This is a genomic window from Enterobacter cloacae complex sp. EB5 (assembly GCF_031432835.1).
GTDB classification, from domain to species: domain Bacteria; phylum Pseudomonadota; class Gammaproteobacteria; order Enterobacterales; family Enterobacteriaceae; genus Enterobacter; species Enterobacter hormaechei_C.
Genome location: NZ_CP133860.1, coordinates 2,174,304 through 2,190,681 on the forward strand (window position 1 = coordinate 2,174,304; position 16,378 = coordinate 2,190,681).

General features: G+C 55.9%; 13 protein-coding genes. 5 read left to right on the plus strand and 8 right to left on the minus strand.

Annotated elements, in window-relative coordinates:
• Positions 1-15: 15 nt before the first annotated feature.
• From RHN82_RS10385 to lldP, 4 genes are all read right to left on the minus strand, one after another.
• The gene (locus RHN82_RS10385) at positions 16-1,356 is read right to left on the minus strand and encodes an aromatic acid/H+ symport family MFS transporter (RefSeq protein ID WP_047052181.1); all 1,341 of its coding nucleotides are present in this window, start codon (positions 1,354-1,356) and stop codon (positions 16-18) included.
• A gap of 180 nt (positions 1,357-1,536) precedes the next feature.
• The gene (gene lldD, locus RHN82_RS10390) at positions 1,537-2,724 is read right to left on the minus strand and encodes an FMN-dependent L-lactate dehydrogenase LldD (RefSeq protein WP_047052180.1); all 1,188 of its coding nucleotides are present in this window, start codon (positions 2,722-2,724) and stop codon (positions 1,537-1,539) included.
• On the minus strand, positions 2,721-3,494 hold the full coding sequence (gene lldR / locus RHN82_RS10395) for a transcriptional regulator LldR (protein WP_047052178.1): 774 nt from the start codon (positions 3,492-3,494) through the stop codon (positions 2,721-2,723). Before lldR ends, lldD begins: the two co-directional genes overlap by 4 nt.
• Positions 3,491-5,146: an L-lactate permease gene (gene lldP, locus RHN82_RS10400; protein ID WP_003860175.1), complete on the minus strand. Its 1,656-nt coding sequence runs from the start codon at positions 5,144-5,146 to the stop codon at positions 3,491-3,493. Before lldP ends, lldR begins: the two co-directional genes overlap by 4 nt.
• 1,099 nt (positions 5,147-6,245) lie before the next feature.
• On the opposite strand from lldP, the gene RHN82_RS10405 reads away from it, so the two are divergent.
• Genes RHN82_RS10405 through RHN82_RS10420 form a run of 4 tightly spaced genes read left to right on the plus strand, consistent with a single transcriptional unit; the run spans position 6,246 to position 11,121 of the window.
• On the plus strand, positions 6,246-6,827 hold the full coding sequence (locus RHN82_RS10405) for a fimbrial protein (protein WP_003860173.1): 582 nt from the start codon (positions 6,246-6,248) through the stop codon (positions 6,825-6,827).
• A 30-nt stretch (positions 6,828-6,857) separates the two neighbouring features.
• Positions 6,858-7,532, plus strand: a complete 675-nt coding sequence (locus tag RHN82_RS10410) for a molecular chaperone (protein WP_045911847.1) — start codon at positions 6,858-6,860, stop codon at positions 7,530-7,532.
• Positions 7,533-7,536: 4 nt separating this feature from the next.
• Positions 7,537-10,017, plus strand: coding sequence for a fimbria/pilus outer membrane usher protein (locus RHN82_RS10415; RefSeq protein WP_052768117.1), 2,481 nt, complete (start codon positions 7,537-7,539; stop codon positions 10,015-10,017).
• 9 nt (positions 10,018-10,026) lie between these two features.
• Positions 10,027-11,121 carry a fimbrial protein gene (locus RHN82_RS10420; RefSeq protein ID WP_047052173.1) on the plus strand — a complete coding sequence of 365 codons (1,095 nt, stop codon included), beginning with the start codon at positions 10,027-10,029 and terminating at the stop codon, positions 11,119-11,121.
• 32 nt (positions 11,122-11,153) lie between these two features.
• On the opposite strand, the gene RHN82_RS10425 is transcribed toward RHN82_RS10420, so the two are convergent.
• From RHN82_RS10425 to RHN82_RS10440, 4 genes are all read right to left on the minus strand, one after another.
• Positions 11,154-11,516, minus strand: a complete 363-nt coding sequence (locus RHN82_RS10425) for a YibL family ribosome-associated protein (protein ID WP_015572767.1) — start codon at positions 11,514-11,516, stop codon at positions 11,154-11,156.
• Between the two features lie 58 nt (positions 11,517-11,574).
• Positions 11,575-12,165 carry a mannitol operon repressor MtlR gene (gene mtlR / locus RHN82_RS10430; RefSeq protein ID WP_015572766.1) on the minus strand — a complete coding sequence of 197 codons (591 nt, stop codon included), beginning with the start codon at positions 12,163-12,165 and terminating at the stop codon, positions 11,575-11,577.
• Positions 12,162-13,310 (minus strand): mannitol-1-phosphate 5-dehydrogenase, encoded by a 1,149-nt coding sequence (mtlD, locus tag RHN82_RS10435; RefSeq protein WP_047052171.1) that lies wholly within the window; start codon positions 13,308-13,310, stop codon positions 12,162-12,164. The genes mtlR and mtlD overlap by 4 nt, the downstream gene beginning before the upstream one ends.
• Before the next feature lie 101 nt (positions 13,311-13,411).
• The gene (locus RHN82_RS10440; protein WP_015572764.1) at positions 13,412-15,319 is read right to left on the minus strand and encodes a PTS mannitol transporter subunit IICBA; all 1,908 of its coding nucleotides are present in this window, start codon (positions 15,317-15,319) and stop codon (positions 13,412-13,414) included.
• Between the two features lie 436 nt (positions 15,320-15,755).
• Here RHN82_RS10440 and RHN82_RS10445 point away from each other — a divergent pair, with 436 nt between their 5' ends.
• Entirely contained in the window at positions 15,756-16,364 is a 609-nt protein-coding gene (locus tag RHN82_RS10445) for a glutathione S-transferase (protein ID WP_015572763.1), read from the plus strand.
• Positions 16,365-16,378 lie beyond the last annotated feature (14 nt).

A 16,378-nucleotide genomic window follows, 5' to 3' on the forward strand; every position in this document is an offset into this window, starting at 1 on the left:
CAGAAAAGAGAGGGACTAGGCGACGCCCGGCTCCTGCGCGCGGCTATACAGCATTTTGTAGACGGTTGCCGCCGCGGCCACGAGAGCAGGCACACTGAGGATCATTAAAATACTGTCCGCCTGCCACTGCATGGAAAGAAGCTGGGCGCTGGTCATGGTGCCCGCCACGCCGCCGAAGCGGCCGATCCCCTGCATCCAGGCGATACCCGTCGCTCGGCACTCGGTAGGGTAAAAGGTGGCGGCCAGGGTCTGCATGCCCGACTGCGCGCCGTTCATCGCGATCCCCATCAGGAAAATTAACCCGCCAAACAGGGCGATATGGTTATGCTCAATGCCGAGTAAAAGAATCAGGCCCATCGTCAGCACGAAACCACACGCGACCACCTTGTGCGCTTCCCAGCGGTCCATCATCCAGCCCGCGAGCAAAATGCCAGCGGTGCCGCCGAAGGTGAACAGCGAGGTGAGCCAGGCGGACTCCGCCAGCGCATACCCCATCCCCTGCATCAGCGTTGGCATCCAGCTCAGCAGGACGTAATAAATTACCAGTCCCATAAAGTAGGTAACCCACAGCATCAGGGTACCGGGCAGCCAGGGCATGGAAAACAGCTGCGACACACTCCCTTTTTTAGACGCGACTTTCTCCTCAGCCAAGAAAAAGCCCGTGACGCTCTCCAGCGTGCTGCGGGCGAACCGGCTGGCAATACGGCGAACCTGCATGACGTCCTTCCCGCGCTGCACCAGAAACTTCACCGATTCCGGCAACAGCAGCGCCAGCAGCACGGTTAAAATCAGCGGCGCAATTGCGCCGGTCAGCAGCACGCTTCGCCAGCCATGATGGGGGATAAGCCAGGACGAGATCGCCCCGCCGCCCGCTGCACCCAGCGGAAAGCCGCAGTACATGGTATTAATCGCCATGGCGCGACAGCGCTGAGGGGCAAACTCGGAGATAAGCGTAATGGCGTTAGGCATGGCGGCGCCGAGGCCGAGTCCTGTCAGAAAGCGCCACAGCGTCAGGGTATTCAGGCTTTGCGCCCAGGCCGTGCCCAGACTCGCCAGGCCGAAGAACAGGCATGAAAAGACCAGCACGCGCTTGCGTCCCATCCGGTCCGATACCGGGCCTGCAATCAGTGCTCCCAGCGACAGCCCCAGCAGCGCCGCGCTCAGCACCGGCCCCAGATCCTGTTTGTGTATTCCCCATTCTGCCGACAGCGTAGGCGCAATGTAGCCCATCGCTGCGGTATCGAAACCATCGATCGCCAGAACCAGAAAGCCCAGCACGATAAGAAGCCAGTGAAACCGTGAAAAAGGACTCTCGTCGATCACCTGCTGAATATCCACTTTACCTGAATACGCCATATGCTCCACTCCGATCTGATGTTGTTTTTGTGTTCTTGTATTTGCTTGTCTATACAATTGCGAACGGGCGGGGTGTGTCAAATTTTCTTATCAAGAATGTTACGCAGGTGTTATTTTCAACAAAAAAAGCGCCCGAGAGAGAAGTCGGGCGCCTGCGAAAGGGATTTTAACCGGAGGAGATCAGGCCGCGTTTCCCTGAGAAAGGGGCGCCAGCGCCGCAGGCAGCTTACTCAGTTCCTGCACAAGCGAGTCCTTGCTGATTTCGCTGATCGACTTCGCACCGGTCAGCGTCATCGCCACCTTCATCTCTTTCTCGATCAGATCCAGCAGGTTCGCCACACCCGCCTGGCCGCTGGTGGCCAGCGCGTACAGATACGCACGCCCCAGCAGCACGCTGTCGGCGCCCAGCGCAATCATGCGCACCACGTCCAGCCCGTTGCGGATGCCGCTGTCGGCAAGGATGGCGATATCGCCTTTCACCGCATCGGCAATGGCGGGCAGCGCGCGGGCAGAAGAAAGTACGCCGTCGAGCTGGCGTCCACCGTGGTTAGAGACCACGATCCCGTCCGCGCCAAAACGCACCGCGTCGCGGGCATCTTCCGGATCGAGGATCCCTTTGATCACCATCGGGCCGTCCCAGAATTCGCGGATCCACTCCAGGTCTTTCCACGAGATGGATGGATCGAAGTTGTTCGCCAGCCAGCCGATGTAATCCTCCAGCCCGGTCGGTTTACCGAGGTAGGCCGAAATGTTCCCCAGATCGTGCGGACGACCGTTCAGCCCGACATCCCACGCCCACTGCGGGTGGGTCACGGCCTGCCAGTAACGACGGAGCGCAGCGTTCGGGCCGCTCATGCCGGAGTGCGCATCGCGGTAGCGCGCGCCGGGGGTCGGCATATCGACGGTAAAGACCAGCGTGGAGCAGCCCGCCGCTTTCGCGCGCTCGAGCGCGTTACGCATAAAGCCGCGATCCCGCAGGACGTACAGCTGGAACCACATCGGGCGCTTGATGGTTGGAGCGACCTCTTCAATCGGGCAGACGGACACGGTGGAAAGGGTAAACGGAATGCCTTTGGCATCTGCGGCGGCGGCGGCCTGCACTTCACCCCGGCGGGCATACATGCCGCATAAGCCGACGGGCGCGAGCGCCACCGGCATGGACAGCGTTTCGTTAAACAGCTTTGTCTCAAGGCTCAGGTCGGACATATTCTTCAGCACGCGCTGGCGCAGGGCCACCTCCGACAGGTCTTCCACGTTGCGGCGCAGGGTGTATTCGGCATAGGCCCCGCCGTCGATATAGTGGAACAGGAACGGGGGCAAAATGCGCTGCGCTGCGGCGCGATAGTCACTGGCTGCTGAAATAATCATGCTTTGTTCTCCCTGGAAATATCACTGTCGCCAGGCAGACGGGTAATACGCGCCTGTCGGGCCTGGTCTTCATCGAATCGTTTAATGGTGGTGTGCACGAAGCCGAGATGCGCCATCATCGCCTTGCGCGCGGCCTCGGCATCACCGGCCAGAATGGCGTTGAGCACCGCCTCGTGCTGTTCGGTCAGCTGGGCAAAGACCGGCGGAACCAGATACATGCGCTGGCGGCTCTGCTTCACGGAGGATTGCAGCAGGTCGAAGAACCCGCGCATGGTTTGCAGCAGCACCACGTTGTGCGAGGCCTCGGCAATCGCCAGATGGAACCGCACGTCCGCCTGGGAGGCGATGTCCGGGTCGCTGCTTTGCGTGGCTTCAAAACAGGCTTTGAGCTTCTCTTTGTCGGCGTCGGTTGCCCGCATCGCCGCGTGCCACGCGGTGCTGGTTTCGATGGCGTGACGCGCTTCGAGGATGTCGAAGCTGTAGTCCGGGTCGTTTTCCATCAGCGTCTTCAGTGGCTGCACGATGTTTTGTTCAGACCAGTCGTCATGCTGCCAGCGCACGAAGGTGCCGCCGCCGCGACGGCTCAGCAGCACCCCTTCGCTGACCAGCGTCGCCAGCGCTTCGCGCAGTGAATTGCGCGACACGCCAAGCTGAGCGGCAAGCTGACGCTCGGCGGGCAATCTCATGCCCGCTTCCAGCTGTTGTTCTTCTATCAGCGCTCGTACGCGAGTGGCAATCTCGTCGGACAGGCGTCTGGGCATCACTATCATGGAATCATCCAGGTTAAGACATAGGCCTGCAATGTGGTGATCACGCCCACCATGCAGGTAAATATCAGGCTGTGTTTCACGGTAAAGCGGAACAGATCCGACTCTTTGCCTACCAGCCCCACCGCGGCACAGGCAATGGCGATGGACTGCGGCGAGATCATCTTCCCGGTCACGCCGCCGGTGGTGTTCGCGGCGACCAGCAGCACGTCCGAGACGCCAATCTGCTGCGCGGCCGTGGCCTGTAGGGCGGCAAACAGGGCATTAGATGACGTATCTGAACCGGTCAGGAACACCCCCAGCCAGCCGAGGAACGGCGAGAAGAAGGTAAACGCGTGGCCGGTATGCGCCAGCGCTAACGCCAGCGTCGACGACAGGCCGGAGTAGTTCGAAATAAACGCGAACGCCAGCACCATGCCGATGGAGTAAATCGGCAGCATCAGCTCTTTAATCGTTGCCGCAAAGGTCTGCACCGCGGCGGCTGGCTTCATGCGCAGCCACACTACGGAAAGGATAGCGGCAAACAGGATGGCCGTGCCGGTGGCTGAGAACCAGTCGAACTTAAACACTGCCGCATACGGCGTGGCGTCGTGCACCACCGGCGGCATACGGGCGACCATTTTGTCGAGGAACGGCACGGAGATATTAATCACCATGTCGTACAGCGCGCCGCCCGGGGCGAACAGGGCTTTAAACGGCGGAATGCTCCACAGCGTCACGGTGGCGGTCAGGAACAGGAACGGTGACCATGCGCGCACAATCTGTCCGGCGGTATAGCCGGTGCGCGCCAGCGTCTGATCCACATGCGATGCGCCCATGTCAGCAAAGCGGAAGATACGTACCGGCTGCCAGCGTTTCAGGAACAGCGTCAGACAGACCAGAGACACCAGGGAAGAGATGATGTCCGGCAGTTCCGGGCCGAGGAAGTTGGAGCTGAGATACTGGGCAATGGCGAACGAACCGCCCGCCACCATCACCGCAGGCCAGGTCTCCTTCACGCCGCGCCAGCCGTCCATAATCGCCATGATCCAGAACAGCACGATAATGGTCAGGAACGGCAGCTGGCGGCCCACCATCTGGCCGATCTCGAAGCTGTCCAGCCCGGTCACCTGGCCCGCCACCAGAATCGGAATGCCCATCGCGCCAAACGCCACCGGGGCGGTGTTCACAATCAGGCACAGGCCAGCGGCATACAGCGGGTTAAAGCCCAGCCCGACCAGCAGAGCGGCGGTGATCGCCACCGGCGCGCCGAATCCTGCCGCCCCTTCAAGGAATGCCCCGAAGGAGAAGCCGACAATCAGCATCTGTAAACGCTGGTCTGGCGTAATAGAGAGAATCGACGAGCGAATAATGTCGAACTGCCCGGTTTTCACCGAGATTTTGTAGACAAAGACGGCGGCGATGATGATCCACGCAATCGGCCACAGGCCGTAGAAGAAACCATACACCACGGAGGCCAGCGCGCGATCGACCGGCATTTTATAGAAGAACAGCGCCACCAGCAGGGCGATGGCAACGGTGTACGTTGCGGCAAGGTAGCCCTTCAGCTTGAGCTTTATCAGCGCAAAGAAGAAGAACAGGATCGGTAGCGATGCGATCAGGCTCGACAGCCAGATATTCCCGGCCGGATCGTAGTTTTGTTGCCAGAGGCTCATGCAGGTCTCCTGAGGACCACACAGGTGTTCGTCGGGTGAGTCTCTGCTCATCTCAGCGTCACACTTCGTGTAAAAGTGGTCCTTCCAATATTGTGATGTAGGGTTAATGGCAATAAATGGTTAACCAAGTGTTGCTATTCAGCAATGGTTTTGTGAAGTGGCGCATCGAAACTGTGAACGATGGATAGCTTTACGCATGATTGGTAGGACCAAACCCGCAAAATCAACTCACCGTATGCGTTGGCAGCGTTAGTCAGGTGGAGAACATTACACTCGCCTTCTGAGCAGATACGGCGCGTAAAAGTGGTTATATAAAAAGGGGAGTTGATAACGTTGCGTGAATCGAATGAGGTTTGTTTGTTTTATTTGTGTTTTTGAAAAGCTATATATGTGTGAGCAGAGTGATATATTTCCTATAAATAAAAATTTTTTTTGGTTAAAAATGCGAAATCGAAGCTGTAGCAAAAAATTTTAATTAAGGTATATTTCACATATAGATTTTAACAGTGTATTACAAACGATCAATTGCTGATCGATAAAGAAATATCCTGTTCAATTGCGGTTTTCCAGGATAAAGGATAAGAATTTTGCGCTGAACAGACATTTTTTGGCTAATAATATTCTGAAATAAATTGATCAAACAATGATCAGTTAACTCTCTTGTAATTTAGTTACGGTATTAAAAGCAGATTAATAATTATTAGCGCAATGGAAAGGGGTTAAATTTGTTAGCTGAGTGTTAATTCCAGAGTGTTTACAGACGCGGCATATTGCTTTTCAATACGTAGACGTTAAAAGGCATTTGATTTACTATTTATTCAGAAGCAACGTAACAGAAGATTTTAAATTTATTACTAACCACAACGTATTCAGTGTTATTTTCGGCCAGAAGTCATTCCTCAGTTGAAGGATATCTGTGTATGGCCTTCTGAAAATATACGGATTATCACCATGGGATGGACCCTGCTTTATTCTATAAGGTCGCGTCACCCATTCTGCTAAAACCCTTTCGGTGGCGTTTTTAAATCCTTATAGCGGTTATTGTACCTGGTACAACAAGTCTATATCTGTTTAATTTACAGAGGGGAAAGTGTTCCAAATGAAAATCAAAAATGTGGCGCTGGCGATTGCCGCGGCGGGGCTGCTGTTATCTTCTCAATCGGTACTGGCAAGCAGTGATTCTGGCGTTAATGCTTCTCTGGATACCGGTGCGGGTTCGCAAAGCACGGGCGGGGTGATCAATTTTACAGGGAAGATTACCCTTATTTCCTGTGATATTACTCCGGCCTCTAAAAACAAAACGGTAGACCTTGGGGCGTGGGCAAAAAGCTACTTTGACGATCACAACGAAACGACGCCGCGCGAGTTCAAAATCAACGTGGAAAACTGCCCGGAGACGGTTGAATCGGTTGCGGTACTGTTTGACGGAACCAAAGATACGGTGAATGACACACTGCTTCAGGTTACGCCAGGTGAAGGTATGGCGACGGGTGTCGGCGTGAAGCTTTATAACAGCGATCGCAGCACCGCGATTAAACCGGGTACGGTATCTGAAACAACCGCACCGGATGATGAAGGCAATGCTGAATTAACTTTCTATGCCGCACTTGACAAAGATGGCACGGAAATCAACGCCGGCGATGTTAACGCCGTATCCAACTTCCTGATGGTTTATAACTGATTTCACTGTCAGCCACCTCCAGAGATAATAATGATGAAACGTTTATCGTATATTATGCTCACTGCATTAATGGTTAGTTCTGCGTCAGTTTCCGCTGGCGTTGTAATGGGGGGAACACGGATCGTATACCCACAACACAGCAAGGAGGTGGCATTTTCTGTTTCTAATATGGAAAGTGCGGTTCCCTATCTTATTCAGTCGTGGGTTGAAGGCGATGGGCAGGGTAAAAATAACGCTGCGCCATTTATTGTCACGCCACCTCTGTTCAGACTTGATCCGGAGCAGACCAACACGCTGCGTATTCAATATACCGGCGCTCCGCTGCCCACAGATCGTGAATCTGTATTCTGGCTCGATATTAAAGCGATTGCGCCAAAGCCAAAAGAGAGCAGCAACGAATTACAAGTTAACGTTAAATCGAAATTTAAAATTTTCTATCGCCCGGACAATCTGAAAGGGGACGCTGCCACTGCCTGGCAGAAAATAACGTTTTCGCGGACGGGAAAAGGGCTTAAGGCCGCCAACCCGACGCCATACTACGTCTCTTTTTATCGGCTGTCCGTTGGCGGGCATAAAATTGAGCAGCCGGGCATGATCGGTCCAGGGGAAACCCGTGAATGGCCTGTGTCCGCCTCCGGGGGCGTAAGCTGGTCGGCTATTAATGATTTTGGTGCCATCACCGCCACCCACACCCAGCCTCTTTAAGACCATGCCTTTTCGCCTGTTTCGTTACGCGCCGCTTTCGGTGTTGCTGCTTAGCTTCAGCCGCGCGGGGATGGCCGAGGATTACTTTGATCCCGCCGCGCTGGAGCTTTCCTCTACCGAACAGAAAACGGCGGATCTGCACTATTTCTCTGAAAAGGGCGGGCAAATGCCAGGCACCTGGCTCGTGACGCTGGAGATTAACGGACGCGAGGAGCGACATCAGGAGATCACCTTCGTCAATGAGAAAGGCAACCTGCAACCCGTTTTTAGCGTATCGCTGCTGGAAGCGCTTGGCGTAAATGTAGGGGCCATTCCTGCATTCTCCCGGTTGCAGGAGGGAGAAACGTTCACGCACCTCGAGGATTTTATTCCGGCAGCGCGAACCTCTTATGATTTCAATCAACAGCGTCTTTTTCTCAGCCTGCCGCAGGCGGCGATGAAACACCGCAGCCGTGGCTACGTGCCGCAGTCGCAGTGGGACGATGGTATCCCGGCGGCATTTACTGATTACAGTCTGTCGGGCGGTCAGGCCCGTCATCAGAGCGGGGTCACGACATCCAGCTATCTGAGCCTGCGTAACGGCATCAATCTGGGGGCGTGGCGGTTGCGCAATACTTCGGCCTGGAGTCACAGCGACGCGGGCGGCGACCATTTTCAGTCGCAAAGTAGCTGGCTGAGCCGGGATATTCGCCGTCTTAACAGCCAGCTACGGATCGGCGATGCCTGGACCGCAGGCGACGTCTTCGATAGCGTGGCGTTTCGCGGGGTACAGCTCTCATCAAGCGAAAGCATGTTGCCCGACAGCCAGCGCGGCTTCGCACCAACCATCCGCGGCGTCGCACACAGCTTCGCTAAAGTCTCCGTTTCGCAAAATGGCTATGTGATCTATGAAACCTGGGTGGCCGCCGGGCCATTTATCATTAACGATCTGTTCCCGGGTGCACAAAGTGGCGATCTACAGGTTACGATCACGGAAAGTGACGGCTCAACGCGCGTCTTTACCCAACCCTATTCTGCGGTGCCGTTTATGCGACGCCAGGGCAGCCTGAAATACAGCCTCAACGCCGGACGATTTCACTCCGGCTCCGGCGATGCGCGTTCGCCTGAGTTTGTTGAAGGCGCTTTCTTCTACGGTCTGCTCTCCAGGATGACGGTGTATGGCGGCTTTCGTACGGCGAGCAACTATCAGGCCGGTGCAATTGGCGTAGGCAGAGGGTTTGGTGCATTTGGCTCGCTGGGCATTGACGATACGCTGGCAAAAAGCCGTTTACCCGACGGCAAAAGCGCGATGGGGCAGGCGTGGCGCATTCAGTACCAGAAAGATTTCAGCGCTACCGGCACCGCCTTCAACCTGGCGAGTTATCGCTATGCCTCGCGCAATTACTATGAATTTAGTGAACTGAATCAGTCTGACAGCCAACAACTGCAACTCAATAATCGCCGTAGCCGCTCACAGGTCACCTTTTCACAGACGCTGGGTCAGTTCGGCAGCCTCAGCGTCTCGGCATGGATGCAGGATTACTGGCATACGTCCGGGCAGGATAAAACCATCCACATTGGCTGGTACACCAGCTGGCGGGGCATTACCTGGGGCGCGGGGTATGACTACACCGACTCAGCGCTTGAGCAGCATCCCGATCGTACCGTGTCGTTTAACGTCAATGTTCCGCTTGGTCACTGGTTACCGGACAGCTCGGTCAGTTACTTCATCAACCACAACAATCGTGGGATGACCACGCAGCAGGTGTCACTCAACGGCAGTGCGCTGGCGAACCGCAACCTGAATTACAGCGTTCAGCAGAGTAAGGCCAGCGAGGGACAAGCCGACAGTACCAGCCTGGCGCTGCAATACAACGGTGGCTACGGCAACGTCAGCCTCGGTTATGACCACAGCCGAAGCGGTAGCAACGCGAGCCTCGGACTCGCCGGAGGCGTTATCGCCACGCAGTATGGCGTCACGCTTAGCCAGCCGCTGGGCGATACCGTCGCCCTGCTGCGCGTGCCCGGTGCGGCGAACGTTGAGCCGGAGGGCTACAACGGGATCCATACCGACAGCCGCGGCTGTGCGGTCATGCCAACGCTCTCGGCGTATCGCAAAAATACCGTCAGTCTTGATACGGCGACGCTGGGTGAGAACGTCGACGTTGAGCAGAGCGGTCTGACGCTCATTCCCACCAGCGGCGCGGTGGTACTGGCCAATTACAAAACCCACATTGGTTATCGCGTTCTGTTTTCCCTGCGCTACCACGGCGAACCGTTGCCGTTTGGCGCGCAGGCTGAAGTGGTGGAGCAGAACCGCCATTCTGCAAACCGAAGCATGGTCGCTGACGGCGGTCAGGCCTACCTGAGCGGCGTACCAGAGCGCGGCACCCTGCGCGTCACCTGGTATCAGGACGGGGAGCAGCAGCAATGCCAGACACCTTTCAGACTGGGGAAAACTCATATGGCCCCCGGTATCGCCACGCTGTCCGTTGAGTGCCATTAGAGGAATATCATGCGTCGTTTAATTCACTGGTTTTTCTATCTGAGCCTTCTTTCGCTTTTTGGCATGCTGAGTTTTCATGCCCATGCCCAGACTTCAACCTGCCGCACCACGCGCGATCAGTGGGTCGTTCAGGTGCCTTATGCCATTGGGTATGCGCCCGGCACGGCGGACTGGACGCCGATATCTGCGCCGATACAGTCTACCGGGGCGGATTTCTACAGCTGTGATGGCGGGAATGATGCCTGGCGTAGTATCGGCTTTGTCGACGTGGATAACCCCGTCGGCACCGTGGTGGGTGAAGACGGCGCGTCACGTCACGTCTATAAAACTCAGATCGACGGCATCGGCTACGCGCTGGGATTCCGGGAACAGCAGTACTGCGGCGCCGATGCGATACGCTATATTGACGGCACAAGTCTGGTGAATGGCAATGAGTCCCGGCGCATTTGCGACGCATCGCAAAACCCCGCTTTTGCCAGCGCCTCAATGTACAAAATGCAGTTCTGGGTGGTGTTTTACAAAATTCCGACGACCAGCGCCATGCCTGATGATAACGCCAATTCCCAGGAGCAAAATGTCGGATCGCTGATATTGCAGGCGGGAGAAAATCAAGCCAGCGCCACCAACGTGGCGACACCGGTACAGATCCATCTCGCCAGCTTCACCGTCAGGCGTACCAGCTGTTCAGTGGGCTCTCGCAGCATTCTTGTTCCCATGGGGAGCGTGAGCCAGCGTGAATTTCACGGCATCGGCTCCCGCGCCGGAGGCGGACGCTTCAGCATTCCGGTGACCTGCGAAAATAACACGGCGGTGAAGATGGGTTTCTTTGGCGATACCACGCCGGGCAACGATCGGGCGCTGGCGTTGACGAAGCAGGAGGATAGCGCCAGCGGTGTCGGGATCGAACTGCTTTACGGTGACAATACCGGTTCGGTTCAGGGGCAGGTGGTGTCGTGGAACACCCCGCAGGTGTCGGCGCTTGGGCAAGTGGGGGATAACCAGACGCAAACCTTCTGGTTTGATGCGCATTACCTTCAGACGGAAGAGAACGTGACGGCGGGAAAAGCGGATGCGATGGCGACGTTTAACCTGATTTACAACTGAGTTTCCCCTGCCGCAGCGGCAGGGGAGGACGATCAGAACGCGGTCTTACAAAAACCCGTCATCTCTTTCAGGCCCATTTCGCGGCCAAGCTCAGTCATCGGGTGCACCACCACCAGGCCACGGACGCTTTTCTTCAGCTTACCCATATCGGCCTGCTCTTTTTTGGTGATCGCGCGGCGATGCGGCATGTTCATCAGCTTCTGCGCTTCTTTACTCAGCTTCTGGCCTTTCACTTCGCGCAGGCGCTCAATTTCCGCCTCCAGCTTCACGGACTCTTTTTCCAGCTCGGCATATTTCTCGGCGGAATCGACCAGGGAGAGGCCAGCCATCTGATGGCGGATCAGATCCAGACGGTCGCTCAGGCGTTTAATTTCGTTCTTTTCGACTTCTTTCATGACAAATAACTCTGAAAACGGGGAATTTACAGGGAAGGATACACCAATGTGTGCGGGCTTACTTCTGAAACGCTTTTTTTAAGCTGATTTTAGAAATCAGCTCAGTCAGGGAAAGCACCATGGTGGAGCGCACAACCTGTTGATAACGCAGCTTTTGCATCGCGTACAGCTCAGGGTCGCTGTTATCAAACTGAGGTGCGGGAGGGAGCGCGGATACGCAGTGCAGTTCGCCGAAGGGCCCCAGTATCTCATCATCGGTAAAGGTGTACTCATTACCGTCATGATTGAGCTCTTCGCGCAGCGCCATTAACAGCTCGGCGTCTTCATACTCCTGGCGGTTCAGCACGCCAAGACCGTAAATCAGCTTCAGCCGTACCGATAAATCGCCCAGCGGTCCGTCTCCGTCCAGTAACGGTTCTACAGCATACTTTACCGCGTAGTCGTCTTTGCGAAACACCTGAAGCACCAGAATGTTCACCGCCTCGGTTAACAGCTCGACGGCGGCAATCAGGAAACTTCGTACGGTTTTGCCAGCATTCAGACGCTCAAGCACACGATTTTCAAAGGCCTGGGTTTGTTCCATTATTGCCTGCATATCTGACAATCTGTTATTCGGGCGCAGGCTAACCTGCGCCGGACTCTGCATCATTTGGTTGCGTTGTATGCGCTGACCGCCTCCGCAATTACGTCACTGTTGGCATCCAGACCGGAGATCTGCGCCAGCGCAGCCTGCGCGCCTTTGTCATCAATCAGCTGAGCCAGCTCAATCGCCTGCGGGTCCTGCTCGCTGCGGTAGTGCATGGCGGCGGCAATCCCTTTCACCAGGTTAGCGTGCGGCAGGCCGTATTCCAGCGTGCCCAGCAGCGGCTTAATCAGGCGATCGCCCGCGCTCAGTTTGCGTAGCGGCTGACGACCCACGCGCTCAACGTCATCTTTCAGATACGGGTTTTCAAAACGACCGAGGATTTTCTGGATGTATGCTGCGTGTTTATCAGCATCAAAACCGTAGCGTTTGATCAGCACCGCGCCGCTCTCTTCCATTGCCCCTTTGACCACCGCACGGATGTTCTCATCGAGGATCGCGTCACGAATCGTCTGATGACCGGCCAATTTTCCGAGGTACGCGGTTATAGCATGCCCGGTGTTCAGCGTGAAGAGTTTACGTTCGACAAATGCCATCAGATTATCGGTTAATTCCATTCCCGGAATGGTCGGCAGCGCCCCCTTAAACTGGGTTTTATCGACGATCCACTCGCTGAAGGTTTCCACGGTCACTTCCAGTGGGTCGTTGGTGGCGGATTCTGACGGCGGAACGATGCGATCCACGGCGGAGTCCACAAAACCGACGTGCGCTTCAACCCAGGCTTTATCTTCGTCGGCAACGGCTGCCATAACGTGGCCTTTCAGCTGCGTGGTGCCGCGCACCATGTTTTCACAGGCGATGATGTTCAGCGGCGTTTCAACGCCCTGTGCTTTACGTTTCGCCAGGCCTTTCGCAACCGCCGGGGCGATGCGCTCAAGCACCACCGGACCCACGGCGGTGGTGACCAGATCAACGCTCGCGATGAGGTCAATCACGTCGTCGCCAATGCTGCTTACCGCGTTGACGCCAGAGACCGTTTCAACCTGTTCGTTTTCACCCACCACGTGAACCTGATAGCTATGACGGGCATTCAGGGCATCCAGAACCACCTGATTCACATCGGCGAATGTCAGGGTAATGCCTGCGTCTGCCAGCAGTTTACCGATAAAGCCACGACCGATATTACCTGCGCCAAAATGTAATGCTTTCATAGTGTTAACCTTCATCAATGTTTTTACCCGAGAGGGCTGGGGTGAGGAACGTTTTCCCCTCACCCTAGCCCTCTCCCCGGGGGGAGAGGGAAGAGGCGCTGTTACTTGTTCAGCAATGCCAGAACTTCTTCAACGCTGGTGGTGTTGGCCAGACGCTCAATAACCGTTTCGTCATCCAGCGCGTTGGTCAGGCTGGTAATCACCTGGATATGCTCGTTGTTGCGAGCGGCGATACCAATCACCAGACGGGCGATGTCGTCCTCTTCTTCACCGAAGCGTACGCCATCAGGATACTGACAGAACACCACGCCGGTTTTCAGCACGCGGTCTTTGGCTTCCACCGTACCGTGTGGCACCGCGATGGATTCACCCAGGTAGGTTGGGGTCAGCTTTTCGCGCTCCAGCATCGCTTCAACGTACTCAGGCTGAACGTAGCCGCCTTTCACCAGCTGCTCACCGGCGAAGCGAATGGCCTCTTCTTTATTGGTCGCCGTGCGGCCAAGGAAGATGTTTTCAGCGCCCAGTTTGAACAGATGCGCGTTGCTCTCGTCGAAGCTGTCTTGCAGGCTGGTGCGCACTTTCACTTCGTTATCTTCATGGCGCTGCGCCGCCACCAGGCGTTCGGTCAGGCTGGCGTACAGGCCGCTGTCGAGGAAGTTGGTCAGGGAAATGTGCTGCGCCTGCGGTACCTGACGCATAGCGCGTTCGGTCAGATCGCGGTGCGTGATCACCAGGTCAACGTCCGGCGGCAGGCTGTTAATCGCGCTGTTGGTGACGGAGATGTTGGTCAGACCCGCATCCTGCACTTTCTTACGCAGTACGCCCGCACCCATTGCGCTGGAGCCCATACCGGCATCACAGGCCACGATGATTTTACGCACGTGGCTCAGGTCGTTAGAGACATCGCCCGCCGCCAGCGGCGTTGCGCCTTTGGATTCGGCTTTCATGTCATGCATACGACGGGTTGCCGCTTCGATATCGTCGTCTTCTTTCACCTTGCTGGTTTTCAGCAGGATAGCGGAGGCCACGAAGGAGACCGCCATGGCCGCACAGATAGCCGCGATGTTCGCGAAGTAGGCGCCTTTCGGGGTCATCGCCAGCACCGCCAGGATAGAGCCCGGAGAAGCAGGAGACACCAGACCACCGCCCAGCACGCTCAGGGTGAACACGCCGGTCATACCGCCAAGGATAACGGCCAGGATCAGACGTGGGTTCATCAGCACATACGGGAAGTAAATTTCGTGAATACCGCCCAGGAAGTGAATGATCGCCGCGCCGCCAGCAGACTGTTTCGCGCTGCCGCGACCAAAGAACATGTATGCCAGCAGAACGCCCATACCCGGACCCGGGTTCGCTTCAATCAGGAAGAAGATGGACTTGCCGAGATCGTGTGACTGCTGAATACCCAGCGGTGAGAAGATACCGTGGTTGATGGCGTTGTTCAGGAACAGGATTTTCGCCGGTTCAACGAAGATAGACGCCAGCGGCAGCATGTCGTGCGCCACCATGAAGTTAACGCCCGCCGCCAGCAGCTTGGAGAGCACTTCAACCGCCGGACCAATGCCGAGGAACGCCAGAATCGCGAGGATCATGCCGATGATGCCCGCAGAGAAGTTGTTCACCAGCATTTCGAAGCCGGATTTGATCTTGCCATCAACCCAGACGTCGAATTTCTTGATCGCCCAGCCGCCGAGAGGACCGGCAATCATCGCACCGAGGAACATCGGCATATCCGCACCGACGATAACACCCATGGTTGTGATGGCACCCACGACGCCACCACGATCACCGCCCACCAGACGACCACCGGTATAACCGATGAGCAGCGGCAGCAGGTACGTAATCATTGGGCCAACAAGTTTCGCCAGCGTTTCGTTAGGCAACCACCCTGTCGGAATAAATAATGCGGTGATAATACCCCACGCGATAAACGCGCCGATATTTGGCATCACCATGTTGCTGAGGAAACGACCAAAGCTTTGCACTTTGATCTTGAAATCGGATGACATAAAACACCCCTTCTTATGTTTACGCTTAGGCTTGTGGCCCGAGGTTTATCGTTAATGTGCGGCGGCAGAGGTAGCCGGGCCCTGTTCTGATGCTGTGAAATCTGGCACTGAATTGTTCAACTGTCCAGACAGTGAAATTTTGTGTGATCTGAATCACATGAATGTAGGGGGTGAGGACATTAATGAAGTGATCGCGATCACATAACGAGTGTGTAAAAAAAATACATCGCTCAGAATTACGCCAAAATGGGCGGTGTTTTGTGATTTGCATCACAATGTTACGTTGGCTGTTTGTTTCCAGATTGTGATTTGATTCACAAAATATTTTTATGCAGATTTCTCCCGTATCCCCTCACGGCAGGAATGCGATACGCACACCTGCCTTTTTCCACGGCTTGATCCATACTGACCTCTTTGTGGGCATTAAGGATAAGCAATGAAACTCATCGGCAGTTATACCAGTCCTTTCGTGCGTAAGATTTCGATTCTCCTGCTGGAGAAAGGGATTGAATTTGAATTCGTGAATGAACAACCCTACAACGCAGAGAACGGCGTTGCGCAGTACAACCCGCTGGGGAAAGTCCCGGCGCTGGTAACGGACGAGGGCGACTACTGGTTTGATTCCCCGATCATTGCGGAGTACATCGAGCTACTTGGCGTTGCGCCAGCCATGCTGCCGGCGGACCCAAAAGCAGCGCTGGCGATGAAGCAAATTGAAGCCCTGGCGGATGGCATTATGGATGCGGCATTAACGTCCGTACGCGAGCAGGCAAGGCCCGCCGCCCAGCAGTCAGAAAATGAGCTGCTGCGCCAGCGCGAAAAAATCAGCCGCAGCCTGGATATGTGCGAACAGCTGATCCGCGACGGGAAAATTCAGAGCGATAGCCTGAATCTGGCGACGATCGCCATCGCCTGCGCCATTGGCTACCTCAATTTCCGCCGCGTCTCGCCGGGCTGGTGCGTGGATCGTCCGCTGCTGGTCAAACTGGCGGAAACGCTCTTCCAGCGCGAAAGTTTTGCCCGGACTGAACCGCCAAAGGCTTGATGCGGGTTATAACA